Annotated in this window: 30 protein-coding genes and 2 riboswitches; of the genes, 12 read left to right on the top strand and 18 right to left on the bottom strand. The window is 35.3% G+C overall.

The features are described 5' to 3' along the window. Positions 1–8 precede the first annotated feature (8 nt). Positions 9–151: riboswitch (SAM riboswitch) on the bottom strand. A gap of 71 nt (positions 152–222) precedes the next feature. Further along, entirely contained in the window at positions 223–1,002 is a 780-nt protein-coding gene (locus BAQ44_RS06565; RefSeq protein ID WP_071721292.1) for a carbon-nitrogen family hydrolase, read from the bottom strand. Positions 1,003–1,101: 99 nt separating this feature from the next. Here BAQ44_RS06565 and BAQ44_RS06560 point away from each other — a divergent pair, with 99 nt between their 5' ends. The 6 genes from BAQ44_RS06560 to BAQ44_RS06535 all read left to right on the top strand — a co-directional run bounded on the left by BAQ44_RS06560 (position 1,102) and on the right by BAQ44_RS06535 (position 6,122). Beyond that, positions 1,102–2,280 (top strand): pyridoxal phosphate-dependent aminotransferase, encoded by a 1,179-nt coding sequence (locus tag BAQ44_RS06560; protein WP_071721290.1) that lies wholly within the window; start codon positions 1,102–1,104, stop codon positions 2,278–2,280. Between the two features lie 64 nt (positions 2,281–2,344). After that, positions 2,345–2,450: riboswitch (SAM riboswitch) on the top strand. 64 nt (positions 2,451–2,514) lie between these two features. After that, positions 2,515–3,759 (top strand): 2,3-diketo-5-methylthiopentyl-1-phosphate enolase, encoded by a 1,245-nt coding sequence (mtnW, locus tag BAQ44_RS06555; RefSeq protein WP_071721288.1) that lies wholly within the window; start codon positions 2,515–2,517, stop codon positions 3,757–3,759. Then, entirely contained in the window at positions 3,756–4,415 is a 660-nt protein-coding gene (locus tag BAQ44_RS06550; RefSeq protein ID WP_071721286.1) for a 2-hydroxy-3-keto-5-methylthiopentenyl-1-phosphate phosphatase, read from the top strand. Before mtnW ends, BAQ44_RS06550 begins: the two co-directional genes overlap by 4 nt. Beyond that, on the top strand, positions 4,412–5,050 hold the full coding sequence (locus tag BAQ44_RS06545; RefSeq protein ID WP_071721284.1) for a methylthioribulose 1-phosphate dehydratase: 639 nt from the start codon (positions 4,412–4,414) through the stop codon (positions 5,048–5,050). Before BAQ44_RS06550 ends, BAQ44_RS06545 begins: the two co-directional genes overlap by 4 nt. Then, on the top strand, positions 5,028–5,540 hold the full coding sequence (locus BAQ44_RS06540; protein ID WP_061680345.1) for a 1,2-dihydroxy-3-keto-5-methylthiopentene dioxygenase: 513 nt from the start codon (positions 5,028–5,030) through the stop codon (positions 5,538–5,540). Before BAQ44_RS06545 ends, BAQ44_RS06540 begins: the two co-directional genes overlap by 23 nt. Positions 5,541–5,846: 306 nt before the next feature. Beyond that, positions 5,847–6,122, top strand: coding sequence for a hypothetical protein (locus BAQ44_RS06535; RefSeq protein ID WP_071721282.1), 276 nt, complete (start codon positions 5,847–5,849; stop codon positions 6,120–6,122). A gap of 42 nt (positions 6,123–6,164) precedes the next feature. On the opposite strand, the gene BAQ44_RS06530 is transcribed toward BAQ44_RS06535, so the two are convergent. The 4 genes from BAQ44_RS06530 to BAQ44_RS06515 all read right to left on the bottom strand — a co-directional run bounded on the left by BAQ44_RS06530 (position 6,165) and on the right by BAQ44_RS06515 (position 9,905). Further along, positions 6,165–6,497, bottom strand: a complete 333-nt coding sequence (locus tag BAQ44_RS06530; protein ID WP_061680346.1) for a DUF3909 family protein — start codon at positions 6,495–6,497, stop codon at positions 6,165–6,167. Between the two features lie 5 nt (positions 6,498–6,502). Next, positions 6,503–7,381 (bottom strand): NAD(P)-dependent oxidoreductase, encoded by an 879-nt coding sequence (locus BAQ44_RS06525; protein WP_071721280.1) that lies wholly within the window; start codon positions 7,379–7,381, stop codon positions 6,503–6,505. A gap of 4 nt (positions 7,382–7,385) precedes the next feature. Continuing rightward, positions 7,386–8,522 (bottom strand): serine hydrolase, encoded by a 1,137-nt coding sequence (locus tag BAQ44_RS06520; RefSeq protein WP_071721278.1) that lies wholly within the window; start codon positions 8,520–8,522, stop codon positions 7,386–7,388. Between the two features lie 90 nt (positions 8,523–8,612). Next, on the bottom strand, positions 8,613–9,905 hold the full coding sequence (locus BAQ44_RS06515) for a GGDEF domain-containing protein (RefSeq protein WP_071721276.1): 1,293 nt from the start codon (positions 9,903–9,905) through the stop codon (positions 8,613–8,615). A gap of 331 nt (positions 9,906–10,236) precedes the next feature. On the opposite strand from BAQ44_RS06515, the gene BAQ44_RS06510 reads away from it, so the two are divergent. The 3 genes from BAQ44_RS06510 (at position 10,237) to BAQ44_RS06500 (ending at position 11,928) form a co-directional block, all read left to right on the top strand. Next, positions 10,237–10,854 (top strand): nitroreductase family protein, encoded by a 618-nt coding sequence (locus BAQ44_RS06510; RefSeq protein WP_061679120.1) that lies wholly within the window; start codon positions 10,237–10,239, stop codon positions 10,852–10,854. 290 nt (positions 10,855–11,144) lie between these two features. Continuing rightward, positions 11,145–11,363, top strand: a complete 219-nt coding sequence (locus BAQ44_RS06505; protein ID WP_000100490.1) for a hypothetical protein — start codon at positions 11,145–11,147, stop codon at positions 11,361–11,363. A 196-nt stretch (positions 11,364–11,559) separates the two neighbouring features. Further along, positions 11,560–11,928 (top strand): DUF3915 domain-containing protein, encoded by a 369-nt coding sequence (locus tag BAQ44_RS06500; protein WP_000468032.1) that lies wholly within the window; start codon positions 11,560–11,562, stop codon positions 11,926–11,928. A 97-nt stretch (positions 11,929–12,025) separates the two neighbouring features. Here BAQ44_RS06500 and ptsP read toward each other — a convergent pair whose 3' ends face one another. The 4 genes from ptsP to glcT form a co-directional block, all read right to left on the bottom strand. Beyond that, a complete protein-coding gene (gene ptsP, locus BAQ44_RS06495) occupies positions 12,026–13,726 on the bottom strand; it encodes a phosphoenolpyruvate--protein phosphotransferase (RefSeq protein ID WP_071721274.1) in 1,701 nt (566 codons plus the stop codon). Beyond that, a complete protein-coding gene (ptsH, locus tag BAQ44_RS06490; RefSeq protein ID WP_000411080.1) occupies positions 13,726–13,989 on the bottom strand; it encodes a phosphocarrier protein HPr in 264 nt (87 codons plus the stop codon). Before ptsH ends, ptsP begins: the two co-directional genes overlap by 1 nt. A 135-nt stretch (positions 13,990–14,124) precedes the next feature. Further along, the gene (gene ptsG / locus BAQ44_RS06485) at positions 14,125–16,188 is read right to left on the bottom strand and encodes a PTS glucose transporter subunit IIABC (RefSeq protein WP_063260899.1); all 2,064 of its coding nucleotides are present in this window, start codon (positions 16,186–16,188) and stop codon (positions 14,125–14,127) included. 339 nt (positions 16,189–16,527) lie between these two features. After that, the gene (gene glcT, locus BAQ44_RS06480) at positions 16,528–17,376 is read right to left on the bottom strand and encodes a glucose PTS transporter transcription antiterminator GlcT (protein WP_071721272.1); all 849 of its coding nucleotides are present in this window, start codon (positions 17,374–17,376) and stop codon (positions 16,528–16,530) included. Between the two features lie 165 nt (positions 17,377–17,541). Between glcT and BAQ44_RS06475 the strand changes: the two genes are divergently transcribed. Continuing rightward, complete coding sequence (locus BAQ44_RS06475) at positions 17,542–18,348, top strand: Cof-type HAD-IIB family hydrolase (protein WP_061679116.1); 807 nt, start codon at positions 17,542–17,544, stop codon at positions 18,346–18,348. Between the two features lie 70 nt (positions 18,349–18,418). On the opposite strand, the gene phnF is transcribed toward BAQ44_RS06475, so the two are convergent. From phnF to BAQ44_RS06440, 6 genes are all read right to left on the bottom strand, one after another. Continuing rightward, complete coding sequence (gene phnF, locus BAQ44_RS06470; protein WP_002194085.1) at positions 18,419–19,150, bottom strand: phosphonate metabolism transcriptional regulator PhnF; 732 nt, start codon at positions 19,148–19,150, stop codon at positions 18,419–18,421. Beyond that, positions 19,080–19,868, bottom strand: coding sequence for a glucosamine-6-phosphate deaminase (gene nagB / locus BAQ44_RS06465; protein WP_001024205.1), 789 nt, complete (start codon positions 19,866–19,868; stop codon positions 19,080–19,082). The genes phnF and nagB overlap by 71 nt, the downstream gene beginning before the upstream one ends. A 4-nt stretch (positions 19,869–19,872) precedes the next feature. After that, a complete protein-coding gene (gene nagA, locus BAQ44_RS06460; protein ID WP_063260915.1) occupies positions 19,873–21,015 on the bottom strand; it encodes an N-acetylglucosamine-6-phosphate deacetylase in 1,143 nt (380 codons plus the stop codon). A gap of 208 nt (positions 21,016–21,223) precedes the next feature. After that, on the bottom strand, positions 21,224–22,126 hold the full coding sequence (locus BAQ44_RS06455) for a ComEC/Rec2 family competence protein (protein WP_061679115.1): 903 nt from the start codon (positions 22,124–22,126) through the stop codon (positions 21,224–21,226). A gap of 78 nt (positions 22,127–22,204) precedes the next feature. Next, a complete protein-coding gene (gene scpB / locus BAQ44_RS06450; RefSeq protein ID WP_061679114.1) occupies positions 22,205–22,777 on the bottom strand; it encodes a segregation/condensation protein ScpB in 573 nt (190 codons plus the stop codon). A gap of 159 nt (positions 22,778–22,936) precedes the next feature. Further along, a complete protein-coding gene (locus tag BAQ44_RS06440) occupies positions 22,937–23,680 on the bottom strand; it encodes a segregation/condensation protein A (protein WP_061679113.1) in 744 nt (247 codons plus the stop codon). Between the two features lie 169 nt (positions 23,681–23,849). Between BAQ44_RS06440 and BAQ44_RS06435 the strand changes: the two genes are divergently transcribed. Both BAQ44_RS06435 and BAQ44_RS06430 read left to right on the top strand, forming a co-directional pair. Then, positions 23,850–23,945: a YjcZ family sporulation protein gene (locus tag BAQ44_RS06435; protein ID WP_000510194.1), complete on the top strand. Its 96-nt coding sequence runs from the start codon at positions 23,850–23,852 to the stop codon at positions 23,943–23,945. A gap of 97 nt (positions 23,946–24,042) precedes the next feature. After that, positions 24,043–24,561 (top strand): DUF309 domain-containing protein, encoded by a 519-nt coding sequence (locus BAQ44_RS06430; RefSeq protein WP_071721270.1) that lies wholly within the window; start codon positions 24,043–24,045, stop codon positions 24,559–24,561. 20 nt (positions 24,562–24,581) lie between these two features. Here BAQ44_RS06430 and ribT read toward each other — a convergent pair whose 3' ends face one another. From ribT to BAQ44_RS06415, 3 genes are all read right to left on the bottom strand, one after another. Beyond that, on the bottom strand, positions 24,582–24,950 hold the full coding sequence (gene ribT, locus BAQ44_RS06425) for a GNAT family N-acetyltransferase RibT (RefSeq protein WP_000908397.1): 369 nt from the start codon (positions 24,948–24,950) through the stop codon (positions 24,582–24,584). Between the two features lie 67 nt (positions 24,951–25,017). Next, positions 25,018–25,200, bottom strand: a complete 183-nt coding sequence (locus BAQ44_RS31350) for a hypothetical protein (RefSeq protein WP_071721267.1) — start codon at positions 25,198–25,200, stop codon at positions 25,018–25,020. Positions 25,201–25,421: 221 nt separating this feature from the next. Then, positions 25,422–25,859, bottom strand: a complete 438-nt coding sequence (locus BAQ44_RS06415; protein ID WP_000853785.1) for a peptidylprolyl isomerase — start codon at positions 25,857–25,859, stop codon at positions 25,422–25,424. Positions 25,860–25,934: the final 75 nt, after the last annotated feature.

Genomic DNA, 25,934 nt, shown 5'->3' with positions numbered 1-25,934 from the left:
CTTCTCCCCTCTTATCTACCAGAAAGTTTTACTTTCTGCTGGAATTAGCACCGTGCCTTTTGGCGTAAATAAACGCCCCATTTCACAATGGTATTACGGTCGGTTGCTGGGCTTCATCGGGCCAAATCCCTCCACCTGCTCTTGATAAGAGTTGTATAATTTTTTGAATTTTTAACTTTATGTTGAAGACTATACCAAGAATAAAAATCACTTGTCAACATTTTATTTGTATAATTCTGGACGACGATCTGCAAAAACTGGAATTCCTTTGCGTACTTCTTTAATTTTCTCAAAATGAAGCTCTCCAAATAAAATTGATTCTTCTTCATTCACTTCTACAACAACTTCACCCCAAGGATCGATAATTAAAGAATGACCCGCAAACTCATTATTCGGATCCTTTCCTGCCCTATTACATGCAACAACATAACACTGATTTTCAACTGCTCTTGCTTGCAATAGCAAACGCCAATGTGCTAAACGAACTAATGGCCATTCTGCTACAACAAATAGAACTTTTGCACCTTTAGCAGTATGAACACGCATCCACTCCGGAAAACGAATATCATAACAAATTGTACCAGCGCACTCTATATTATCTAACTTAAATTCGCCTGTACTATTTCCAGCGATTAAATATTTATGTTCATCCATGAGCTGAAATAAGTGCACTTTGCTATATTCATTGACTAGCTGACCTTTATTCGTTACAACATACATTGTATTTGTAACACCTTGATCTGTTTGCTTCGCTATAGAGCCACCGACAATATGTACACCATATTGTTTCGACCACTCTTTCAGCTTTTCTTTCGTTTCTAATCCATCCCTATCTGCAATTTCAGAAAGCCTAGTTAAATCATATCCTGTTGTCCACAGTTCTGGTAAGACAATCACATCTGGTCTTTCTTTCATCGCTTCACTTATTTTATTTTTAGCATTTTCAATATTTTTTTCTACATCTCCAAAGACAATATCCATTTGAATACATGCGACTTTCATTTTGTCAGCCCCATTCTTAATTTTTTCCTTTACAAAATACTGGAAAGATTATATCATTTGTCACTAGAATTGTAACAACTTTCAAAAGAGGTGGAAAGTATGAAATTATTTCAACCTTCTGAGATAGTAACATCATTGCCAACACAATTTTTCGCTTCACTTGTTGCAAAAGTTAACAAAGTCGTTGCAGCAGGTCACGATGTTATTAATCTAGGACAAGGTAATCCAGATCAACCAACACCGCATCATATCGTAAAAGCTTTGCAAGACGCTGCTGAAAAGGCCATTCATCATAAATATCCGCCATTTCGTGGACATGAAAGTTTAAAAGAAGCTGTGGCAACATTCTATAATCGTGAATACGGCGTAGAATTAAATCCAAAAACAGAAGTTGCTATTTTGTTTGGTGGAAAGGCTGGATTAGTAGAATTACCAATTTGTTTTACAAACCCTGGTGATACCATTCTCGTTCCAGATCCAGGATATCCAGATTATTTATCTGGAGTTGCTTTAGCAAAAGCACAATTTGAAACAATGCCGCTACTTGCAGAGAATAATTTTTTGCCGGATTATACGAAAATTGATGACACTATCGCTGAGCGTGCAAAGTTAATGTTTTTAAATTATCCAAACAATCCTACTGGTGCTACTGCATCAAAAGATTTCTTTGATGAAACGATTCATTTTGCTAATGAACATAATATATTAGTCGTTCATGATTTTGCTTACGGTGCAATTGGATTCGATGGTCAAAAGCCTGTTAGTTTCTTGCAAGCAGACGGTGCTAAAGATACAGGTATTGAAATTTACACTTTATCAAAAACTTTCAATATGGCTGGATGGCGTATTGCTTTTGCTGTGGGAAATGCAAGTGTCATTGAAACAATTAACTTATTACAAGATCATATGTATGTTAGTATTTTTGGTGCAGTTCAAGATGCTGCCCGTGAAGCACTATTAAGTTCACAATCTTGCGTCGTAGACCTTGTAAATAGTTACGAATCTCGCAGAAACGCTCTTATTTCAGCTTGTCACTCAATTGGTTGGGATGTAGACATTCCAACAGGATCATTCTTTGCATGGCTTCCTGTACCAGAAGGTTATACATCTGAACAATTTTCTGATATTTTACTAGAAAAAGCACACGTTGCAGTTGCCCCTGGTGTTGGATTTGGTGAACATGGCGAAGGGTATGTCCGTGTTGGTCTCTTACATACAGAAGATAGATTACGAGAAGCCATTAATCGAATTGATAAATTAAATTTTTTCAAAAAGTAATTGACAACACGAAAAATATCTGACAAAATTCAGTTATCTTAAAAATTTGAACATTTCTAAATACTTCTTATCAAGAGCAGGTGGAGGGACGAGCCCGACGAAACCCGGCAACCGATCTACAATTGTAGACACGGTGCTAATTCTCGCAGCGTTATGCTGACAGATAAGGAGCTGGTTGTAAAAAAACCTCTCCTTAGCTGAGAGGTTTTTTTATTTAACTAGGAGGTTTTAACAATGAGCGGAATTATAGCAACGTATTTAATCCATGATGATTCACATAACTTAGAAAAAAAGGCCGAGCAAATTGCACTCGGTTTAACAATTGGCTCTTGGACTCACTTGCCACACTTACTGCAAGAACAATTAAAACAGCATAAAGGCAACGTCATTCATGTTGAAGAATTAGCTGAACAAGAACATACCAATTCGTATTTACGTAAAAAAGTTAAACGCGGGATTATTAAAATTGAATATCCGTTATTAAACTTCAGTCCAGACTTACCAGCAATTTTAACAACTACATTCGGAAAACTGTCACTTGATGGCGAAGTGAAATTAATTGACTTAACCTTTTCAGACGAGTTAAAAAAGTATTTCCCTGGTCCAAAGTTCGGGATAGATGGTATTCGAAATCTTTTACAAGTACATGAGCGTCCCCTTTTAATGAGCATTTTTAAAGGAATGATTGGACGAAATATTGGGTATTTAAAAACACAATTACGTGATCAAGCAATTGGTGGTGTAGATATCGTAAAGGATGATGAAATATTATTTGAGAATACATTAACACCACTTACGAAACGCATTGTATCTGGAAAAGAAGTTTTACAATCCGTATATGAAACATACGGCCATAAAACGTTATATGCCGTAAATTTAACAGGTCGAACTTTTGATTTAAAAGAAAATGCGAAACGCGCCGTGCACGCTGGAGCTGACATTCTATTATTTAACGTATTTGCTTATGGACTAGATGTACTACAATCACTAGCAGAAGATGATGAAATCCCAGTTCCTATTATGGCACACCCTGCTGTAAGTGGTGCTTACTCAGCCTCCAAGTTATATGGCGTTTCATCTCCATTATTACTAGGAAAGCTATTACGTTATGCTGGGGCTGACTTTTCATTATTCCCATCTCCATACGGAAGTGTTGCACTAGAAAAAGAAGAAGCTCTTGCTATCTCAAAATATTTAACTGAAGACGATCCATTTTTCAAGAAGAGTTTTTCTGTTCCGTCTGCTGGTATTCACCCTGGTTTCGTTCCCTTTATTTTAAGAGATTTTGGTAAAGATGTTGTTATTAATGCTGGCGGCGGGATACATGGACATCCAAGCGGGGCGCAAGGCGGTGGTAAAGCTTTCCGTACTGCAATTGATGCTACTTTGCAAAATACACCACTCCATGAAGTGGATGATATAAATTTGCATAGTGCACTACAAATATGGGGAAACCCTTCTCATGGGGTGAAATTATGAGTATTCAAGTATTTTGTGATTTCGATGGCACGATTACAAATAATGATAACATTATGTCCATTATGGAAAAATTTGCACCACCAGAAGCGGAAGAAGTAAAGAATAGAATTTTATCACAAGAGTTGTCTATTCAAGAAGGTGTTTCTCAATTATTTCAATTAATACCTACTAGTCTACACGATGATATGATTCAATTTTTAATAGAAACTGCTGAAATCCGTAGTGGCTTTCATGAATTTATACAATTTGTAAATGAAAATAACATTTCTTTTTACGTTATATCAGGTGGAATGGACTTCTTCGTCTATCCACTCTTACAAGAAATCATTCCAAAAGAGAAAATTTACTGTAATGAAACAGACTTTTCACGTGAATTTATTACCGTTAAGTGGCCTCATCCTTGTGATCACCATTGTCAAAATCATTGCGGATTATGCAAATCATCGTTAATCCGTAAATTAAGTGATTCGAATGACTTCCATATTGTGATTGGAGATTCAATTACTGATTTACAAGCTGCGAAACAAGCAGATAAAGTATTTGCTCGTGACTTCCTTATTACAAAGTGTGAAGAGAATGCTATTGCTTATACACCGTTTGAAACATTCCATGATGTTCAAACTGAATTAAAACATTTGTTGGAGGTGAAATCATGAAACAACTTTTTCGTCAGTGGTATGACTTAAGCGAGATAAAAAAAGAGTTAACAATACGAAATTGGTTTCCAGCAACGAGTGGTAATATTTCTATAAAGGTTAGTCATGAGCCACTTACTTTTCTTATTACAGCAAGTGGTAAAGATAAAACAAAAACTACTCCAGATGATTTTCTATTAGTAGATCATCTAGGGGTTCCCGTATTAGAGACTGAATTACGCCCTTCAGCAGAAACAATATTACATGCACATATTTATAACAATACGAATGCCGGGTGCGTACTTCATGTTCATACAACTGATAATAATGTCATCACAAATTTATATAGTGATGCAGTCACCCTTCAAAATCAAGAAATTATTAAAGCTCTCGATATTTGGGAAGAAGGCGCAACAATTCACATTCCTATTATCGAAAACCATGCCCATATCCCAACGCTTGGTGAAAACTTCCGCAAGCATATACAAGGAGATTCTGGAGCAGTATTAATCCGTAACCACGGTATTACCGTATGGGGCCGTGATAGCTTTGATACAAAGAAAAGATTAGAAGCTTATGAGTTTTTATTCCAATTTCATATAAAACTATTATCAATTCAAGGAGGCGTTTCTAATGGCGCAAATTCGTATTCATGAAGTAAATACTCGCATCGAAAATGAAGTGGAAGTATCTAAATTTCTACAAGAGGAAGGTGTTTTATATGAGAGATGGAATATCGCTCATCTTCCTACTCATTTAAATGAAAATTATTCGTTAACAGATGAAAACAAAGCTGAAATATTAGCTGTGTTTTCAAAAGAAATCGCTGATGTTTCAGCGCGCCGAGGTTATAAAGCACATGATGTAATTTCCCTTTCAAATAGCACACCTAACCTTGACGAATTATTAATTAATTTCCAAAAAGAACACCATCATACTGATGATGAAGTTCGCTTTATTGTTAGTGGGCATGGCATCTTTGCCATTGAAGGAAAAGATGGGAAATTCTTTGACGTTGAACTTGAGCCAGGCGATCTCATATCTGTTCCTGAAAATGCAAGACATTATTTTACCTTGCAAGATGATCGTCAAGTTGTAGCTATTCGTATTTTTGTTACAACTGAAGGCTGGGTTCCAATTTATTAAGGTAGTTAGTTGAATAAAAGGACTTGGATCCCCTTTTCCAACCTTTTATTCACTCTACATATATACATCCTCCTATGGAACAGGCTTATTTCGAAAAATGAAATAAGCCTGATTTTTTATTTTCTCAAACATATGAGTCCTTCTATTCAAAAACAATCTCTCCTTCTATTTTTTAAGTGATTTTTTTAACACTTTTTGAACATTTATTGAACTTTTTTTGAATTTTTTCTGAAAATTCTGTTTTGTATATGATATACTACAATTAACTAATAAGGAAAAGAATATCGCAAACAGAGGGGGATAATCATGAGTTTACTTATCGCACTTATACTAGGGGTTACGTGTGGAGCACTTCCTGTTATTCTAGGAGCTATTATGGAAGAGTTGGAAGTTGGTGTTTTAGGTTTTGTTGCATCTTGTGTAAGCGCTTTATTTTTCGGCTTATTCGGTGCTATTCCTGTTTCAATTCTGTGTGCATTTTATATAGTACGCCATGCTCGTGCAAAACAATTCGGTCCTAATCATATCGCACAAGTTATTCCATTCCCAATCGAACGATGCCGCCGGGCTTCTAACTTATAATTATAAAATTAAAAATAAATAAAAGTCCTCAAATGAGGACTTTTATTTATTTTCTTCTAGAAATTGAAACAATTCTTGTAGGTGCAAGACGTCTTCACTATAGCTAACAGATACGTGACATATACCGTCAATCTCAGCTTGCATATATAGATCAACTCCATCTCGATCATATTTCAATGCCAAATAAAACTCCATTTCTTCTAGCATCTTTTTTGAAGATCGAATAACATAATGCCCCTTTTCATCTCTTCCATATTCGAATTTCGGCTCAAAATCATATTTTTGTTTAAAAGCTTCTTTTTGTTTTTCATTAATTTTTATACAAGTTGCTCGTTGTACAGTATCAATCATCTCATCAAATTTTTGAAGATCCATCTCATTTACCCCCTTATGTACTTTTTGTATAACACTTGTGTTCCGCTATTCTCTTCCCCATCTTTCATTAACTCTTCATACAATTCCTTCGCCAAACTTAAACCTGGTACTGGTAATTGCAAGTTTTCCGCCTCATCTAAAGCAATCTTCATATCTTTCATAAAATGCTTTACATAAAACCCTGGTTCAAAATCTCCCTTTAACATTCGAGGAGCTAAATTACTCAATGACCAGCTACCTGCTGCTCCCGTTGAAATACTTTCTAATACTTTATCTGGATCTAGTCCAGCTTTTTTCGCATAAGCAACAGCTTCACATACTCCAATCATATTTGAAGCAATCGCTATTTGATTGCACATTTTTGTATGTTGTCCACTTCCAGCTGGCCCTTGCAACTGAATATTTGTTCCTAACTTTTCAAATAAAGGTAAACATTTTTCATATATTTCTTTCTCGCCACCGACCATAATTGCAAGTCTTGCTTCTTTCGCACCAACGTCTCCTCCTGATACAGGTGCATCTAACGTATATACATTCTTACTTTTACCAATTTCATTAATACGTTTTGCCAATGTTGGTGTAGATGTCGTGAAATCAATTGCTATCGTACCTTCATTTGCATTCTCCAAAATTCCATCTATCCCAAAGTATACTTCTTCTACATCATGTGGATATCCAACCATAGTCATTACAACATCAACTTGTTTTACTAACTCTTTCGGTGTATCACACCAATTTGCACCATCTTGCACTAAAGAGTCTGTCTTCGCTTTTGTTCTATTATATACATATACTTTATAACCGCCTTGCATTAAATGACGCACCATACTTTTTCCCATTACACCAATACCGATAAAACCTATTGATACATTTTTACGTTCCATTTTCTCATCCCCTTTGTTCTAATAAATTACTTACCATCTTTCGAAACTCATTATTAAAATCATCATCTATACTATTTTTCACATTTGAAAATAAAATAACAAAAGTGCCTTTTTCTTTATTAAAATTATTGAAAGTATTCCAACCAGATAGTACACCATGATTATAAAAATAATCCGGATATATGTAAAAACTAAATGCATATTTTCGTTCTGTTGAAGGTGAAAACATCGCTTGTATACTTTGTTCAGAAAGAAGTTTCCCATTTATAATCGCTTCGTCTAATTTCTTCATATCGCCAACTGTCGTATACATCTCACCGCATCCGTATAACCACTCCATTAACAATTTTTGTGCAGGTTCAAGGACATTCTCTTTCTTTACATATCCTTTAGTAAAATGCTGATCTCCCTGAGCCATATTTCCCATACCAGATTCATGCATTTCTGCTTTAGTAAATATATTTTCTTTTATGTAATCTCCTAAAGTTTTTTTTGATATGCTTTCTATAATATAGGCAAGCACCATATAATTATAATCTGTATATCTCCAACCTGCGCCTGGTGGAAATTCTAATTTTTGACTTCCAATCCAATTTACTAAGTTTATACGAGAAGCGGCATTCACTTTCCCTTTTCCGCTTTCTGGTAAACCTGATGTGTGTGTTAACAAATGATATAAGGTGATATTTTTATCTACCGGAAAAGAGGGAATATATTTATTTACATTGTCTTGAATATTTAACTTCCCTTGTTCCTGCAGCTGTAAAATAGATGTGGCCACGACTGTTTTCGTAATAGAACCGATACGATATTTGGTTTGAGGCGTATTTTCTATCTTATTTTGAACATCAGCATACCCATATCCTTTATTCAATATAACATGCTCTTTATCTGTCACTAAAACTGTTCCATTAAATTGCTTTCCTATTAAATATTGATCTAACTTTTGAGATATACTAGCATAATCAATTTGTTGTTCTTCTTTTTCTTCTATATTCTCTTGTACTTCTGATTCAATAGTAGGATTCACCTTAGTTGTTAATACAGTACTTTCCTTTATATTGGGATTATAGAGAAAATAGTATACTCCACCACCAACTACAGCAGACAGCAAAGCCATCGTCATTATTTTTTTTATCATATTGTTCCTCCATAATTCCTTCTTCCAAAATCCCCCCCACATTCTATTATCAAACAATAAAAAAAAATCGCAACAATTTGTTGCGAAAATTTATTTTTTTTCTTTTCTATATACACATACTTGATTTTTCCCATTTTTTTTCGCTTCATATAATGCAATATCCGCTCGTTGCATTAATTCTTCTCTTGTAATCCCTTGTTCATATAATGCAACTCCAAAACTGGCTGTTAATTTCGAAATCCCTGAGAATTGCTTTGTTTCAATGAAAAATCGTAATGATTCCGCAACCTGAAATGCCTCTTTTTCTACAGTATTCGTTACTAATATAATAAATTCTTCTCCTCCCCACCTTGCAAATACATGTTGCTCCTCCACTTTAGATTTCATAAGCTCTGCAAGCTGAATTAACGCTAAATCACCAAAATCATGACCATACGTGTCATTTACTGTTTTAAAATTATCTATATCAAATAAAATGAGCGCTATTTTTTCATCGTTACGCATTGCATTATCCCATTCTGCCTCTAGTATTTGTTGGAACTTCAAACGATTATAAATCTCTGTTAACGAATCTATCATCGCAAGCCTTTCTTGTTCTTGATAGATTTCATCTAATTCTGTAATCTCTGTGCACTTCACAATAAATCTTGATAAATCTTCTGGCAGTGGTGTCGCACGCAATAAAAAAGTTGACACTTCCCCTTCATAATTGGACATCTTAATTCTTCTATCATATGATAATGTATCATCTAACCATGTTATATCATGGGTTGTTGAATAGTATCCATTTTCTCGAATAAAATGTTCAGCAAATACTAAATGTTGCTCACGATAGGCAAACAAATTTTCATATCCGAAAAACTCTAAAAAGTTTGTATTACAATCAACGATCTCATCGTCTTCTACTATAAATAATAGATCATTTTGAAAATCAAACATCATTTGAAGTAGTTCTTGTTGCAAACTTACTTGCCGTACTAAAGAAAGCTGATACAAACTCTTATTCACTTCCTCTAACACCATTTGTGGGGTCACAGGGGCTATCACAATATTACGTATTCCTAACGTAAGCACCTCTGCAAACTCGCTTGTTATTTGTTGATCCCAAATGACAATAAATGTACTCTGTGGATTATACATATTCTTTATATATTTTATTTGAGAAAAATCTGTTACATACATAATTACAATATGTGGTTTAGTCCTCTGAAACAATAATTCTCCTTCTTCAAAACTATTTGCTATAAACATACATTTTGGATGAATATTTTCTATCGTTTGTTGATGTGTACATCCATTTTCTATATAAAGGACATTTAACTGAAGATCTTGTAATACATTTTGGAAAACCGTATTCTCTAATAAAAAATGTAGTATGTTCATCACTAGTCTTCACTCACTTCATATATCTTGTTCTACTGAATTCCTCACAAACATTTTATAAAAAGCTGCTCTCAAAAAATTTTAATGAGTGAGGGATACATATTAACAAGCTAATTGAGAATGTTCTCTTTTCTTTTTCACTCTATAAATTCCTTTTTTAGTGTATGATTATCGGAATTGTATCGTTTGTATGAATGCCCTAGCTTCCTCTTTAAAACTTGACAATTAAAATAAAGATATTATATTCTTAAATTCGATAACTTACAAAATGTAAGTAGAATATACTACATGTATTTTTTCATAATTTGATATGTAATTTGGAGGATATATAATGACAAACGATAATTTTTTTAATGTTCTATATGAACGCACATCTACACGTGCATTCAACCCGGAGAAAGAAATTTCATCTACAGAGTTACACGAGATTTTAAAGGGAGCTGCTCAAGCACCTTCTGCTTGGAACTTGCAGCACTGGAAATTCCTCGTATTCCAAGGTGAAGATGTACAGAAACGATTACATCCAATTGCTTATAACCAGCAACAAATACTTGATGCTTCTGCTGTAGTCGCTATTTTAGGTGATTTAGAAGCTTATAAAAACGTTGAACCGGTTTATGGTCCAATTGTAGAACAAGGATTCATGAAAGAAGAAGCTAAAGAGCGCTTAGCTAAAAATATTGAGTCTGCATATGCTCGTGAGCAATTCCCAAGAGATGCAGCCTTTTCAAATGCATCTTTAGCAGCAATGCAACTTATGCTTGCAGCTAAAGCAACTGGCTGGGATACTTGTGCTATTGGTGGTTTCAACCCACAAGCACTTATAGAAGAATTCAATGTTTCATCTCGTTACGTACCAATTATGCTTATTACAATTGGTGAATCAACTTTAAAAGGCCACCCTGCACCACGAATGAGCGTAGAACAAGTGAGTGAATGGGCAAAATAAGAAAGTGAACCTTTAGTCAATATGAGGGGTTTACTGCCTGTTAATGCGGGATAAAAAAGAAACGAAGGTAATTTCATTACCTTCGTTTCTTTTTCTTCTGTCACACATCCGTAATATTACAATGTATTATTCGACAGCTTTACATAAAAAAATAGTAAATTTTATGCTATTTCCATAAACAAAAATGGCGTTTCATGTCGAAATTTGTTAAAACAACGAAATATAACCGTGTGTTTTTGTTACAATTATGATACAATGATAACAAATAGATAACAAGAGAGGGATTTTCATTGAGTTCATACGGAAGCTTTATCGCACTTTTAAGCTACATAGTAACTGTACTGCTGTTATATTTTATTGGCGATGCTGCAAACATATCAGTGTTACAATTCCCAAAAGAAGAAGCGTTTCAATTAGAAGCGGAAAAACATACTGCAAGATCCATTGCACCACTACTCTTAGCTCTTCCTGTATATATCATCGTTTTATATAAAAGCAAAAAAGTGTAAAGGCTACCTATTTCATTCATTCCGGTGGTCCTTACACTTTTTTGTGATATCTATCCTATTTTAAACATCATCCCGTAATAAACACCCAGCTAGTCATTTAAAATGAGAAAATCCCCTAGAAAAAATTCCACTCTCTGTCCAGTCACTCACTACCGAACTTACATAGATTATAAGTGTGAAGGGGGTGATGAGGATTATGTTTGGATCATTTGGATGCTGTGATAACTTTAGAGACTGTCATCATCGTGAAAGAGAGTGTGACCATCGTGACCATCGCGAGAAAGAGAGAGAGGTAAAACCACAACAACCAGCTGTATGTAACGTACTTGCTAGCATTTCAGTTGGAACAGAGCTTTCTCTTTTAAGCATTAGAGGTAACGGCACATTCAACAATGTAATTTTTGAAGGTTTCGCTAACGGTGTTGCTCTTTTCTCTGCTTTAGCTCGTAATAACGACAAAGATAACAAAGATAACAATAAAGACGATAAGAACAATCAAAACCGAAATACTTTTACTGGTATTTTACGTGTATGCCCAACTGATATCGTTGCTATCGCTATCTAATTCTGTTCCTTATCCTCTATAGTAAGAAAATAAGATTTACTTTTCTCATAGAAAAAACCTGAGACCGATTTCAAATCGACTCAGGTTTTTTTATTGATTATATGCTTTTAACTAGTTCAACAACTTCTTCAGCAGTTGACATCATTAATGCTTTTTCTGCTAATGTTTCCATTTCTGCTTTTGACAACTTGCTTAGTTGTGTTCTTGCAGGAAGAATAGATGTTGCACTCATACTGAACTCATCTAAACCTAATCCTAATAATAATGGGATAGCAAGTGAATCTCCCGCCATCTCACCACACATACCAGCCCATTTTCCTTCTTTATGAGCCGCTTCGATAACCATTTTTACAAGACGTAAAATAGATGGGTTATACGGTTGGTATAAGTAAGCTACTTGTTCGTTCATACGGTCTGCAGCCATTGTGTATTGGATTAAGTCATTTGTTCCGATAGAGAAGAAATCAACTTCTTTTGCGAATTGATCTGCTAATACTGCTGAAGCTGGGATTTCAACCATCATACCCACTTCAATAGAATCAGAAACAGTTGTACCCGCTTCTACAAGTTTCGCTTTCTCTTCTAATAAGATTGCTTTCGCTTGACGGAACTCATCAAGAGTTGCAATCATTGGGAACATAATTTTTAAGTTACCGTATACGCTAGCACGAAGTTGTGTACGGAACACATCTTGCTCATCAAGACATAAGCGAATTGCACGGTATCCTAAGAATGGGTTCATTTCTTTTGGTAAATGTAAGTATGGAAGCTCTTTATCTCCACCGATATCAAGTGTACGAACAACAACAGGTTGACCTTCTTTTACACCTTCAAGAACTGCTTTATACGCTTCGAACTGCTCTTCTTCTGTTGGAAGATTGTCACGGCCCATGTATAAGAATTCTGTACGGTATAAACCAACGCCTTCTCCGCCATTATCGATAATACCTTGTACATCATTTGGTGTTCCGATATTTGCAACAAGCTCAACGTGATGTCCATCACTTGTTACAGTAGCTTGGTCTTTTAATTTTGCCCATTCAGTTTTTTGCTCTTCAAATTTCGCTTTCTTTTCTTCAAAAGAACGAAGAGTTTCTTCTGATGGATTAACAATTACTTCTCCATCTAAACCGTCGATGATTACGATATCGCCGTTTTGGATTTTCTCCATAACAACTTTCGTACCAACAACAGCTGGAATTTCCATAGAACGAGCCATAATTGCAGAGTGAGATGTACGTCCACCGATATCAGTTGTAAAACCTTTTGCATACTTACGGTTTAACTGAGCTGTATCAGATGGTGTTAAATCTTCAGCAATGATGATTACTTCTTCAGAAATTGTACCAGGGTTTGAGAAGTTAATTCCTAGTAAATGTGCAAGAACGCGTTTTGTTACGTCACGAATGTCCGCAGCACGTTCTTTCATATATTCGTTATCCATGTTTTCAAACATAGAAATAAACATTGATGCAACTTCATCCATTGCAAATTCAGCATTTACTTTTTCGCTATTTACTTTATCTTTTACTGGGTTTACTAGTTCTGGATCATTTAACACTAATAAATGTGCTTCAAAGATCGCAGCTTTATCAGCACCTAGCTCAGCAAAAGCGTGGTCCTTAATAGCTTCTAATTCAGTTTTTGCTTTCTCAAGCGCAGCGTCTAAGCGTGCAATTTCAGCAGCTTCGTTTGTAATTGATTTCTTTTCAATGTTAAATTCAGGATTCTCAAGTCTGAAAGCCTTTGCAATAGCAATCCCACTTGATGCAGCGATCCCTTGAATGTTAAGAGTCATTATTCTCCTAATCCTTCGTTTTTCATAGTTTCTTCGATAGCTGCTAGTGCTTGAGCTGCATCATCACCATTTGCAGTGATTTTAATTTCTGCGTTTTGTTGAATACCTAAAGACATAACGCCCATGATTGATTTTAAGTTAACGTTTTTTCCGTTATACTCTAAGTTAATGTCAGAACCAAATTTGCTTGCAGTGTTTACAAGTAGAGTTGCTGGACGAGCATGAATTCCTGAGTCGCTAGTTACTTTAAAGATTTTTTCCATGATAATTTATCTCCTTTAAATTACAGTATTTTTTAGTTGTATAGACGTGAGTACTACATCATCTATTGTATATAATAGGCGATGTTCGGTCAACCACATCGCCTATTATAATTATAAACATTTTGCGTCAAATTCCTACTGAATGTCAATAATAGCGTTTTCGCCCTTCTTAACATTTCCATCTTTTTTCAATTCGACTTGTTGTCCTTGTTGTAAATTCGTAAAGACAATTGGTGTAATGATAGATGGTGCATTTTCTTTTACAAATGCAAGATCTACTTTTAATAATGGTTGTCCTTGTTTCACTTTGTCGCCTTGTGCTATAAGTGCTTCAAAACCTTCACCATTTAATTTTACAGTATCAATACCGAAATGGATTAAAATTTCTTTTCCGCCTTCAGATTGAATGCCAATCGCATGCTTTGTAGGGAATACGTTGACGATCTCACCGTTAACTGGAGAAACTACTGTTCCTTCTGTTGGCTCGATTGCAAATCCGTCTCCCATCATTTTTCCTGAGAATACTTGATCAGGTACTTCTGTAATCGGTAAGATTTTCCCTTCAATTGGTGAAACGATTGTTTCGTTTTCATCAACTTGCTGAGGAGCTTCTTCTACTTTTACAGGCTCTTCTTTTTCAACATGAGGTGTACGACCTGACATAATATCATGAATTTGTGATTTTAATGTGTCAGATTTAGGTCCGAAAATAGCTTGAATGTTATTTCCTACTTCAAGTACACCAGCTGCTCCAAGCTCTTTTAAGCGATCTTTGTTTACATTCTTTTGTTCGTTAACTTGCACACGTAAACGAGTAATACAAGCATCTAAAGAAGCAATGTTTTCTTTACCGCCAAGTGCCACTAATACCTCACGAGGAAGTTCACCCGCTTCTGTTTTACCTGCGCCGTCATTCGCATTTGCTACTTCACGACCAGGTGTTTTTAAATCCCATTTACGGATTGCAAAGCGGAATCCGAAGTAGTAAATAACTGCTAGTACAAGACCAACAATAATTACCCACCACCATGCTGTACGGCCTGGTAGTACACCGAATAACATAAAGTCGATTAAACCACCAGAGAATGTCATACCAATTTTAACACCTAAAATTTGCATTGTCATAAATGATAGACCAGCGAATACGGCATGAATTCCGAATAGTACTGGTGCTACGAATAAGAATGAAAATTCAAGTGGTTCTGTAATACCTGTTAAGAAAGATGTTAATGCGGCAGAACCTAAAATACCTGCTGCTAATTTTTTATTTTCTGGACGTGCTTCATGGTACATTGCTAATGCTGCTGCTGGAAGACCGAACATCATGAACGGATACTTACCAGTTGTAAATGTACCTGCTGTTAATTCTACACCGTCTTTTAACTGTGCCATAAAGATTTTTTGATCACCACGGATTAATTCGCCAGCTGCATTTGTATACTGACCGAATTCAAACCAGAACGGTGAATAGAAAATGTGATGTAATCCAAATGGAATTAATGAACGTTCAATTAAACCGAATATGAATGCTGCTAATGTTCTATTTGCATCAATCATTTGATGTGAGAACGTATTTAAGCCACCTTGAATGTATGGCCAAATGAAACACATGATAATACCTACTACTAAAGAGAATGTTGCAGTTGCGATCGGTACGAAACGCTTACCTGCGAAGAAACCTAAGTATGATGGTAATTCAATGTTGAAGTATTTATTGTAGCAATATGCGGCTACTATACCGACGATAATACCACCAAATACTCCCGTTTGTAGCGTTGGAATTCCTAATACGTTTGCATATGCTGGATCAGAAAATCCAATTTTTACTGGATCTGCTCCAGAACTTGTTACTTTCACTAGCTTATCTACTTCTAAGAACACACTCATCGTTTTGTTCATAATTAAGTAGCCGACGAATGCTGCTAATCCAGCTACTCCGTCTCCACCAGCTAAACCAATTGCTACCCCAACTGCGAATAATAATGCAAGGTTAGCGAAAATAATATCACCAGATTGTTCCATAATCTTTGCTACCATTACGAACCAATCTGCTTTTAAAGCAGGAATAACATTTGTTAACTGTGGATTTTGAAATGCATTACCAAATCCAAGTAAAATACCTGCTGCCGGTAAAATCGCTACTGGAAGCATTAACGCTTTTCCGACTTTTTGAAGAACACCAAAGATCTTCTTAAACATGGAAACCCTTCCTCTCTTATCTATATTGATACCTTCCGACAAACGCCAAAAAGACATGAGGAAAAAAAGATAGAACGATAGCTATACAAAGGGTAGTATATCCCTTTCTCAAGCTTACATTCCTTACTTTTCTCCACTCATGCCTGATCGAATCAGTAACACGTGTCAAAAATAGGATTACTTATAAGTTCACTATAATTAAGGCAAACGTTTTCGTTACTTACCTTAATGTGTTTGTCGAAATTTGTATAACTTTGCATTAGTTATTATACATAACTATTGTAAGCGATTCAATGATTTTTTTTAACGTTTTCATTTTAGACAAAAATATATGTCTTTTTACACATGCTCTGCTTTCACTAAGCGCTGCAGGTGCATCGTTAAATATATGCTCTCTGCTTCATACACAGGAAGTTGCAATTCTTTTTGCATGACCTTTACTAGTTTCCAAGCTAAATTATAACAGACGGGATATTCCGCCTTTAATAAATCAGCAAAGCTTTGTGATTCCTCTACTTTCTCCCCTTTTTTCACCCGTTCAATAGCATATTGTAAATGACGGATAAGGCGTAAGTAGTGGATACTTTCTTGGTCTAATGTAATTTGTAAGTTTGTCTCAATTAAAGATACAAGCTGTGCAATAAGACGGGAGTTTTGATTAACTGAAGATAAATCTGAATTTGTAAGTGAACTGTAAATATGGAGTGCAATGAACCCAATTTCTCCTTCTGGCAATATAATTTGCAAACGAGAATTTAAAAGGTCTACAACACCTTCAGCAATTTCATATTCCTCTGGATAGAGCATTTTTGTTTCAACTAAAAAAGGATTATCAATTGTAAGTCCTTGTTTTAATCTCTTAATTGCAAAAGAAATATGATCTGTTAAAGCGATATGAATATGTTCATTCAATGGTGATTTTGCTTTTTCTTGAATGTAGAACATAATATCATTCATTAATTCAATTAATTTTTCACTCACATGCGGCACTAACAGTTTGTATTGTTCACGATCACGTTCATTTTTCAAAACAAACATTTTTTCAATTTGTTCTTGCTCCAATACGTCTTTCGCTTTTTTCCCAAATCCAATTCCTTTACCAATCACTACTACTTCCTCGTGTTCAGGATGGCTAGCAATGATGACATTATTATTTAAAACTTTTTTAATTTCTAGATAATTACTCATATAACACCACCCTCGTACTTAAATAGCCTGCTTTTATGTTACAGAACATTCTTCTTTGTCGTCAATGTAAAACATCTACCATTTCATAAAAATTCATTTTTTAGACATGTTTATATATGATGCGTATAATGTAAGAGCAACTGTACATAGAAAGGGGATAACAACATGATTAAAATGTTTGTAAGTGATATCGATGGTACAATGATGCAACACGGAGGATTAATTGACGAACAGGATTTTGTAGCACTTCGTAGTCTTGCTGAGCAAAATGTTATTCTTTGTTTCGCTTCTGGCCGACTTGATAATGAGATTGCAGACTTAATGAAAGCTATAAATACAAATTTCCATCGCATTAGTGTAAATGGTGTTTTCGTGTACACACATGAAAACGAGCAACTATTATCCGCAACATTCGATTCGAGTATTCTACCTGATCTGTTAGCAATGACAAATGAAGATCCTTATTTTCGTTATGTAAGTGATGAGCATAATTATTACATTGAAGAAAAAACACCGTTTATTCATGAGCTCGAACAACAAGTCACGATGACTTCTGTTGAAGAACCGCATCTATTACAGAAAATTGATGATACAATTTTTCCAAATAAAATCTCTGTCGGTGGAACAAAGGAAAGCTTACAAATCCTTCAGAAAAAAATTGATGAAAAATTCCACGGAAAAGTTAGTACATTCATTTCAGCAGAACAATGTTTAGATGTAATGCCACCTAATATTAGTAAAGGGGCTGCTATTTCTGTTTTATTAAAAGAGTTTCAAATACAGCCAGATGAAGTTGCTTGCATAGGGGATTCTTATAATGATATCCCAATGTTTTCTTTAACTCCTCACAGTTTTGCTATGTCTCAAGCAGATGACGCAGTAAAAGAACACGCTCACTATGTAGTAAATACAGTTAAAGATGCTGTTAACCACGTAATTGCTCATAATAAAAATACGACTCACTCCTTGTAAGGATGAGTCGTATTTTTTCTTTACATGTTAAACAATTTGACATTAACTGTACTTCACGAACTGAAATATATTATTTGTTACGTGCGATGTTTGTAATAAACTTATAACGATCTCCACGATAAATACATTTCACATACTCTAACGGTACTTCACCTTCTGAATATGACCATTGACGCATTACAAGCACTGGCGCCTTTTTAGGAATATGCAGATGTTCCGCTTCATTATCCGTTGCAATTGAAGCTTCAATCGATTGAGTAGCGCTAACAAGTTTAAAGCCCAGTTTTTTCTCTAAATGTTCATATAAAGATTGTTGCAATATTTCTTCGTTAATATCTTTTACAAGAGCTGGCGACAAATATGTCGTCTCAAAAGCAATCGGTTCATCATCAGCTAAGCGAATACGCCTCACTTCATAAACCGACTCTCCCTCCTGTATTCTCAGCCGGTCTGCGATTTTCGCAGTAGCTGGAACTAGGCGGAAACTAAGTAATTGACTACTTGGGTTCATCCCACGAGAAATCATATCTTCTGTGAATCCCGTCATTCCTTGCAATTTTTGTTCCACTTTCGGAAGTTGGACAAACGTACCGATTCCACGTTTCCGATATAAATAACCTTGTTCCACTAAATTATTAATCGCCTGTCTGATTGTCATACGACTCACTTCGAACTTATCGCAAAGTTCATTCTCAGATGGGATTTTATCTCCCGGCTTCCATTCGCCGTCCTCAATTAGCTGTTTCACCCACTCTTGAATCTGATAATAGATCGGAAATGGTGAATACTTGTCGATGTTCATCAGCAATCGCCTCACTGCATAAAGATAGAGCTTCTTGATCAGCGATTACGGTTACATTCGGATGACGTTGTAAAACTGTAGCAGGACACGCTTCACTATATTCACCTTGCAATAATTCTTTAACAGCTTCTGCCTTTTTAGAACCCATAGCAACAAGTAGAATTTGTTTCGCTTTCATAATGCTTCCGATTCCCATTGTAATCGCATGAGTTGGCACATCTTCTTCTTTTTCGAAGAAGCGAAGGTTTGCTTGGCGTGTAGATTCTGTTAATTCAACAATGTTTGTTGGAGAATTAAACAGTGTTCCTGGTTCGTTAAATCCGATGTGACCGTTTTCACCGATTCCAAGAATCTGTAGGTCAACTGGGTTAGCAGCTAGAATGCCCTCGTAACGTTTGCACTCTTCCTCTAAATCACTTGCCATCCCGTTTGGTACATAAGTTTGTTTAAATGGAAGATGATCAAACAACTGTTCTTGCATAAAATAGTGATAGCTGTTTTTATCTTCATGTGGTAAATTTACGTACTCATCTAAGTTTACAGTGGTTACACGGCTTGTATCAAGTTTATTTTTTCGCATTTCTGCATAAATACCTAATGGAGAGCTTCCTGTAGCCATTCCTAATGTTGGATTTTCTTTTGTTTTTACAACTTCTTCAATTAATTTATAACCTGCTTCTGCTAGTTCTTCTGGAGTTTTTACAACAAGAATATTCATTTAATTACTTCCCTTCCTTCATATGAATTCCTAAACGAACCGTATCATATACATGTAAATCTTCATTCATCACAACAAAGTCTGCATCTTTTCCTACCGCTAATGCACCTTTATGATTTAATCCAAACTCTTCTGCTTGGTTAACTGATGTCATTAGTACCGCATCTTCGATTGAACAACCTGTAAATTCAATTACATTTCGGAAAGCTTGATCCATTTTTAGAATACTACCAGCTAACGTTCCATCTTCTAATCGAGCACTACCATCTTTTACATGTACTGGCTGTCCGCCAAGCTCATATAATCCATCTTCAAGACCTTTTGCACGCATTGCGTCAGTAATAACACTTACTTTTTTCGGTCCTTTTAATTTATATGCTAATTTCACCATATCAGGGTGAATGTGAATACCATCTGTAATTACTTCAACCATTACATCTGGATTTAATAACACATGACCAACAACTCCTGGTTCACGGTGATGTAATCCACGCATTTGATTGTATAAATGCGTTGCATGTGTAATGTTTCTATTTTTTAGTTGCGCATCAATTGCATCTGTATGACCCATTGTGCCCACAACACCAGTTTCAGCAAGATACTGTTCAAACTCTAACGCACCTTCTTCTTCAGGTGCATATGTTACTAATTTAATTAGATTCCCGCTTGCTTCCTGCCATTGTTTAAATTGTTCAATATTCGCAGGAACAATATGTTCAAGTGGTTGTGCACCTGCACGTTTTTTTGAAACATACGGTCCTTCTAAGTGAATATATTCGAAATGTGCTCCTTTTTCTTTCGCTTCCTTCGCAGCATGTAGTGCTGCTTCGATTGCTTCTGGAGCTTGTGTCATTGTTGTTGGAAAGTAAGTTGTAACTCCTTCTTTTAACATTTCTTTACCTAGAGTTACTAATCCATCGCTATTTGCATCCATCGCATCAATATCGTATCCACCATGAATATGAACATCGATCATACCTGGAATCACAATTTTACCTGCCGCATCTAAAACCGCTTCATTTTCTTGTGATACATATTGAGCCATCAAACCAATTTCTTTAATTTTTTCTGCGTAACGAATAAATCCGTTTTCCACTACTTCTTGACCTGTATAAATTTTGGCATTGATGACAACTTGCGTTTTCATTTTCATCGATCCTTTCCCATGAAATACCTACTTGTTATTATTACCTTATTCGCCTAATTCCATCTTAATATATGCACGAGTAGTTGTCTAGACATTCGAATGAAATTTCCTTTTTGTTTAACAAAAAGGACACTTGCTGCGTCTCTCTCAATTATAATATATGTTATTCAGTTTTCTAAAAAGGGAGAATATCCTCGTATCCTATTACTCATTTAAGTAATGGCATTAATCCACTAGTGCCTATTGTAATATGCTCGCCGTCTGTTTCCATTTCTACTGTACGTTTATTTGTTCCATATATCATTATACCATGTCTGTTTAAGCGTCTCACTACACTTTGGTGCGGATGCCCATACGGATTTCTGCTTCCATATGAAAGAATTGCGAACTGTGGCTCTACTTTCTTAAGAAACATTTCGCTTGTTGAAGTATATGAGCCATGATGTCCCACCTTTAACACATCTGCATGTACATCAAATTGCTTTAATATTTCCGTTTCCGTCCGCACATCAGCGTCACCCATTAGTAAAAAATCCGCTTTTCCATATCGTACCTTTAACACAATTGAAGATTCATTATTTTCATCTTTTGATTTCCCATTGTTTAATACTTGTATGGAAACATGCGGATCTAGTGGTATGTATTGTCCCTCTTTTACTGAAACGAAAGGAATTCCTCTTTTTTTAATATGATTCCGGTATGTGTGATACGTAAAAGAACTATACGTTTTTCCACTATCTAATATAAGTGATACCGGCATTTGCTCTACAATCGGAATCAATCCTCCAATATGATCCATATCAGGATGCGTACTGACGATAGCATCTAAATGATTAATCCCTTTTTCGATTAGTTTTTGAATAATAACCTCACCAGCTTCATAAGGTCCTCCGTCAATTAACATCGTTTGTCCATTTGGCAATGTAATAAGTGTTGCATCACCTTGGCCAACTTTTAAAAAACTCACTTTCATTTTACCAAGATGTTGCCGCTGCGTATGTAAAGGAGACGTGGTATGAATAGACATCATATATCTTTTGGCCGATGTACTATTTAAAGAAAAGCATAACAAAACAGAAACTAACAATAAGATACTTCGCATACCTCTCATAACTCGTCTCCTTTTTTCAATTAGTATGGCACGGTATAAAATTGATATACAAAAAAAGCTTAGCAAAATGCTAAGCTTTTATTTCGATATCTCCTGTAAAGAACCAAAGAATAAATCTGCTTCATTCATTTGTTCATTCTCTTCAGAAAGTGCTGGTAAATCATCTAATGTTTTCAGTCCAAATGTATCTAAAAACTCTTTCGTTGTTCCATATAAAATAGGACGCCCGGGCCCTTCTGCTCTTCCCATTTCTTTTATAAGTAAGTGTGAAACTAACGTTTGTAACGCCTTATCGGTTTTTACGCCTCTAATCTCTTCCATTTCAGTCCTTGTAATGGGTTGACGATATGCCACAATCGCTAACGTTTCTAGAGCAGCCTGAGAGAGTGAAGCAGCTGTTGGGGTATCTATTAATTTTTGATAGTACGAAGCATGTTGTTTCTTTGTAGCAAAACGATATACTTTTGCATACTGTACAATTTGCAAGCCTCGGTGTACACCTTCACATTCCTGTTGCATTTCTTCTAAAATATCGATTACTTCATTTCCTTCAATTTCAAGGACTTTCGCTATTTGTTCTGGATAAATTCCTTCATCACCAGACACAAATAAAAGCCCTTCAATGATTGATTTCTGTTCTGCTCTATCCATTTCACGAGCTCCTTCCTCCTATTTTCTCCATAAAAATACACATCAAAAAACCGAATCACAATTCATGCGTTCGGTTCAATATTTTTTCTCTTGTTCCAAACGATACATTCAAACCTAGCATGAGATATAACTATTGCTATCTCATTTACCATACTAACTCTATGCAGATTTAGTAGAGCTTGATACGAAAATTTCATCAAAATTATGTTCTTGTTCAATTATAATTTGTTGATTTTTCATAAGCTCAAGAACCGCTAAAAATGTTACAACCATTATTTCCCGTTCATCATCAACAAACAAATCATAAAAACTTTGACGACCACCTTGTATTTCTAACTGCTTTAAAATATCAGTCATGCGCTGTGAAATTGGTATTTCTTGACGAGTAATACGTGTTGTTACAGGTTTCTTTGCTTTTTTACGGCGCATTAATTTTTGAAATGCCGCTAGCATATCATATAACGTAACATCAAGAGGCAAGTTTGTCTCCTCTTCTTGTTGCAATGATGTAAAATCAATTGGCGGACGTGTATATAGCTGTGCTCTTTCTAGTTCTCTTTCTTTTAGTTCAGTAGCAACTTGCTTATATTTCTTATATTCAATTAACCTCTCCATCAATTCTTGACGAGGATCATCTATAAAGTCATCACCGTTATCAAGTACATCTTCTTCATGTTTCGGCAACAACATTTTACTTTTAATTTGTAATAAAGTCGCAGCCATTACTAAATACTCACTTGCAACATCTAATTGTAGTTCTTTCATCGTATGTACATAAGATAAATATTGCTCTGTAATTTCCGCTACAGGAATATTATATATGTCAATTTCATAACGATGTATTAAATGTAACAATAAATCTAAAGGCCCTTCAAAAGCCTCTACTTTAAAATTATACTGCACAAAGCATCCCACCACATTTTTTCTATAACATCATAAGTATAGAGCATACTCATGTTCTATCCAACCTTTTTAAGAAATTTAATTAAAAATAGACCGATGCCTATGTCATCATGCCCATCGCTTCATATGATAACAGTGTAGTAAGAACAATGTAGGAGGTCAAAAAACTATGGGTCACGTTGATTGCGGTTTTAGCGGTGGGTTCGCATTACTTGTTGTATTGTTTATTTTACTAATTATTGTAGGGGCAGCTTGCTTCTGCTAATATGAACAATAACGACTAGGGATATGTCCCTAGTCGTTTATTGTTCATATTTCTATGATACACTTGTATTTATAACCGTTAAACAGGGGTGAAGAACATGTATCCTACCGAATACATACAATTTTTAATTCATTTTCACGGAGATTATGATTATTTTGAATGCCATGAAATACTGGAAGAATATTGGAAAGAAAAACCAAGAGGAGATCGCGATCATTATTTAGTTGGTCTCATTCAAATTGCAGTTTCTTTATACCATCAAAGACGCTCTAACTGGAATGGCGCAGAAAAAATGATGAAAAGTGCCATAACGATTTTAGAAAAAAACAGTGCACCTTTACTACGTTTAGGAATAAATGCCACACAACTCCCATTCTTACTCAAGGATAGATTGCAATCTATACAGAAAGAAGAAAATTTCACACCGTTATTTTTACCATTATCAGATACAACATTAGAAAAGCATTGCATGGAATTATGTCAGAAACAAAACCTACCTTGGAAAGACGTGAATGCTTCTTCTAGTGAATATATAGTACATAAGCACACATTACGTGATCGAACAGAAGTCATTACTGAACGAAACGAGCAATTACAAAAAAGAAAGCAGAGATAATAAACTACTTATCTCTGCTTTCACGAATGTATATTTTGTTCAAGCCCTTTACACTTTTTGCAAAAACTTGCTGTTTGCTCATTTCCGCAAATTGTAAACTCAAGAAATTTGCTCTTTAACTCTTGTACCATCTTCGTCCCAATACCCATATGACGGTGAGATGGATTCACACTCAAATGCTGAATTTCCAAAACTTGATTCTCTTTTTTTACAATCCCCATTATCCCAACAAAATCTTCGTTTTGTTTCCACAAATACAATTGCCAATCATCTTTTGCTTCATAATCTTTCATAGTCAATTGTAATGTTTTCACATCTTTTTCCGTTGGCATAAATGAAAGAAGCCCCATTGCAATCTTTTCATAACTTTTTTTAAAACGAATTAACATAACCCTTATCCCTTCTTACAAAAGTTACAAACTATTAATCCCCTCAACCACTCTTTTCATATCACATTCATTTTACAATATTTTCAACAGAGTGAGAAGGGCTTAAAACAACTTGATAATCATACAAAGCGAAAAGAAGAAAGTCAAATATATGTTTCAGTACTATTTTTGCTAAGTAGATAGAAGGTGAAACGTTGTTATATGAAAGCGAAAAGATACAGCCACCACTCATTATCACTTCAATATTCATCACCTGAGAGCAAATGAATTCTAGCGAAATGAATGTAATAAAAAATATTTATTGAAACATGTAATCTAATGTATTCTATGTAATATGTTAAAATTTTGTTCTCATAAGCGCCATATTTTCACTACAATAACAGTACTACTTGTATCATGTACCGCAAACGAAATCCCCATTCCTATTAAAAAAAACAAAAAAGAGAGCCATAGCTCTCTTTTCCCATTCACTTATTCTTCCCAAACTTTAACTTCTTTCATTACATCGCCTTGACGCATGTTTAATACTGTTTCAATACCACTTGTTGCTTTACCGAATACAGTATGTACACCATCTAAATGTGGTTGTGGCTCATGAACAACAAAGAATTGGCTACCGCCAGTGTTACGGCCAGCGTGAGCCATAGAAAGTGATCCTACAAGGTGTCTATGAGGATTTCCATCAGTTTCACATGGGATAGAGTAGCCTGGGCCACCTGCACCTGTTCCTGTTGGATCTCCACCTTGGCTTACGAAGCCAGGAATAACGCGGTGGAATGTCACACCATCATAAAATCCTTGCTCTGCTAGTTTTTTAAAGTTTTCTACTGTTTTTGGTGCCTCTTCTGGGAAAAATTCTAAATCGATTTTTTCACCATTTTCCATTAATATGTATCCTAAAGTTTTCATATGTATATGTCTCCTTTCAACTATCTCAGCACTATATTACCACATTCATGACTAGAAACAAAAAGAATCCGACAA

This window comes from Bacillus mobilis, assembly GCF_001884045.1.
In the GTDB taxonomy this organism is placed as follows: Bacteria; Bacillota; Bacilli; order Bacillales; family Bacillaceae_G; genus Bacillus_A; species Bacillus_A mobilis.
This window is presented reverse-complemented; position numbering and strand designations above follow the sequence as displayed.

Excerpts from the sequence above, each read along its gene's own strand:
- BAQ44_RS06565 (WP_071721292.1), bottom strand. The coding sequence starts at position 1,002 with ATGAAAGTCGCATGTATTCAAATGGATATTGTCTTTGGAGATGTAGAA.
- BAQ44_RS06560 (WP_071721290.1), top strand. The coding sequence starts at position 1,102 with ATGAAATTATTTCAACCTTCTGAGATAGTAACATCATTGCCAACACAA.
- mtnW (WP_071721288.1), top strand. The coding sequence starts at position 2,515 with ATGAGCGGAATTATAGCAACGTATTTAATCCATGATGATTCACATAAC.
- BAQ44_RS06550 (WP_071721286.1), top strand. The coding sequence starts at position 3,756 with ATGAGTATTCAAGTATTTTGTGATTTCGATGGCACGATTACAAATAAT.
- BAQ44_RS06545 (WP_071721284.1), top strand. The coding sequence starts at position 4,412 with ATGAAACAACTTTTTCGTCAGTGGTATGACTTAAGCGAGATAAAAAAA.
- BAQ44_RS06540 (WP_061680345.1), top strand. The coding sequence starts at position 5,028 with ATGGCGCAAATTCGTATTCATGAAGTAAATACTCGCATCGAAAATGAA.
- BAQ44_RS06535 (WP_071721282.1), top strand. The coding sequence starts at position 5,847 with ATGAGTTTACTTATCGCACTTATACTAGGGGTTACGTGTGGAGCACTT.
- BAQ44_RS06530 (WP_061680346.1), bottom strand. The coding sequence starts at position 6,497 with ATGGATCTTCAAAAATTTGATGAGATGATTGATACTGTACAACGAGCA.
- BAQ44_RS06525 (WP_071721280.1), bottom strand. The coding sequence starts at position 7,381 with ATGGAACGTAAAAATGTATCAATAGGTTTTATCGGTATTGGTGTAATG.
- BAQ44_RS06520 (WP_071721278.1), bottom strand. The coding sequence starts at position 8,522 with ATGATAAAAAAAATAATGACGATGGCTTTGCTGTCTGCTGTAGTTGGT.
- BAQ44_RS06515 (WP_071721276.1), bottom strand. The coding sequence starts at position 9,905 with ATGAACATACTACATTTTTTATTAGAGAATACGGTTTTCCAAAATGTA.
- BAQ44_RS06510 (WP_061679120.1), top strand. The coding sequence starts at position 10,237 with ATGACAAACGATAATTTTTTTAATGTTCTATATGAACGCACATCTACA.
- BAQ44_RS06500 (WP_000468032.1), top strand. The coding sequence starts at position 11,560 with ATGTTTGGATCATTTGGATGCTGTGATAACTTTAGAGACTGTCATCAT.
- ptsP (WP_071721274.1), bottom strand. The coding sequence starts at position 13,726 with ATGACTCTTAACATTCAAGGGATCGCTGCATCAAGTGGGATTGCTATT.
- ptsH (WP_000411080.1), bottom strand. The coding sequence starts at position 13,989 with ATGGAAAAAATCTTTAAAGTAACTAGCGACTCAGGAATTCATGCTCGT.
- ptsG (WP_063260899.1), bottom strand. The coding sequence starts at position 16,188 with ATGTTTAAGAAGATCTTTGGTGTTCTTCAAAAAGTCGGAAAAGCGTTA.
- glcT (WP_071721272.1), bottom strand. The coding sequence starts at position 17,376 with ATGAGTAATTATCTAGAAATTAAAAAAGTTTTAAATAATAATGTCATC.
- BAQ44_RS06475 (WP_061679116.1), top strand. The coding sequence starts at position 17,542 with ATGATTAAAATGTTTGTAAGTGATATCGATGGTACAATGATGCAACAC.
- phnF (WP_002194085.1), bottom strand. The coding sequence starts at position 19,150 with ATGAACATCGACAAGTATTCACCATTTCCGATCTATTATCAGATTCAA.
- nagB (WP_001024205.1), bottom strand. The coding sequence starts at position 19,868 with ATGAATATTCTTGTTGTAAAAACTCCAGAAGAACTAGCAGAAGCAGGT.
- nagA (WP_063260915.1), bottom strand. The coding sequence starts at position 21,015 with ATGAAAACGCAAGTTGTCATCAATGCCAAAATTTATACAGGTCAAGAA.
- BAQ44_RS06455 (WP_061679115.1), bottom strand. The coding sequence starts at position 22,126 with ATGAGAGGTATGCGAAGTATCTTATTGTTAGTTTCTGTTTTGTTATGC.
- scpB (WP_061679114.1), bottom strand. The coding sequence starts at position 22,777 with ATGGATAGAGCAGAACAGAAATCAATCATTGAAGGGCTTTTATTTGTG.
- BAQ44_RS06435 (WP_000510194.1), top strand. The coding sequence starts at position 23,850 with ATGGGTCACGTTGATTGCGGTTTTAGCGGTGGGTTCGCATTACTTGTT.
- BAQ44_RS06430 (WP_071721270.1), top strand. The coding sequence starts at position 24,043 with ATGTATCCTACCGAATACATACAATTTTTAATTCATTTTCACGGAGAT.
- ribT (WP_000908397.1), bottom strand. The coding sequence starts at position 24,950 with ATGTTAATTCGTTTTAAAAAAAGTTATGAAAAGATTGCAATGGGGCTT.
- BAQ44_RS31350 (WP_071721267.1), bottom strand. The coding sequence starts at position 25,200 with ATGAATATTGAAGTGATAATGAGTGGTGGCTGTATCTTTTCGCTTTCA.
- BAQ44_RS06415 (WP_000853785.1), bottom strand. The coding sequence starts at position 25,859 with ATGAAAACTTTAGGATACATATTAATGGAAAATGGTGAAAAAATCGAT.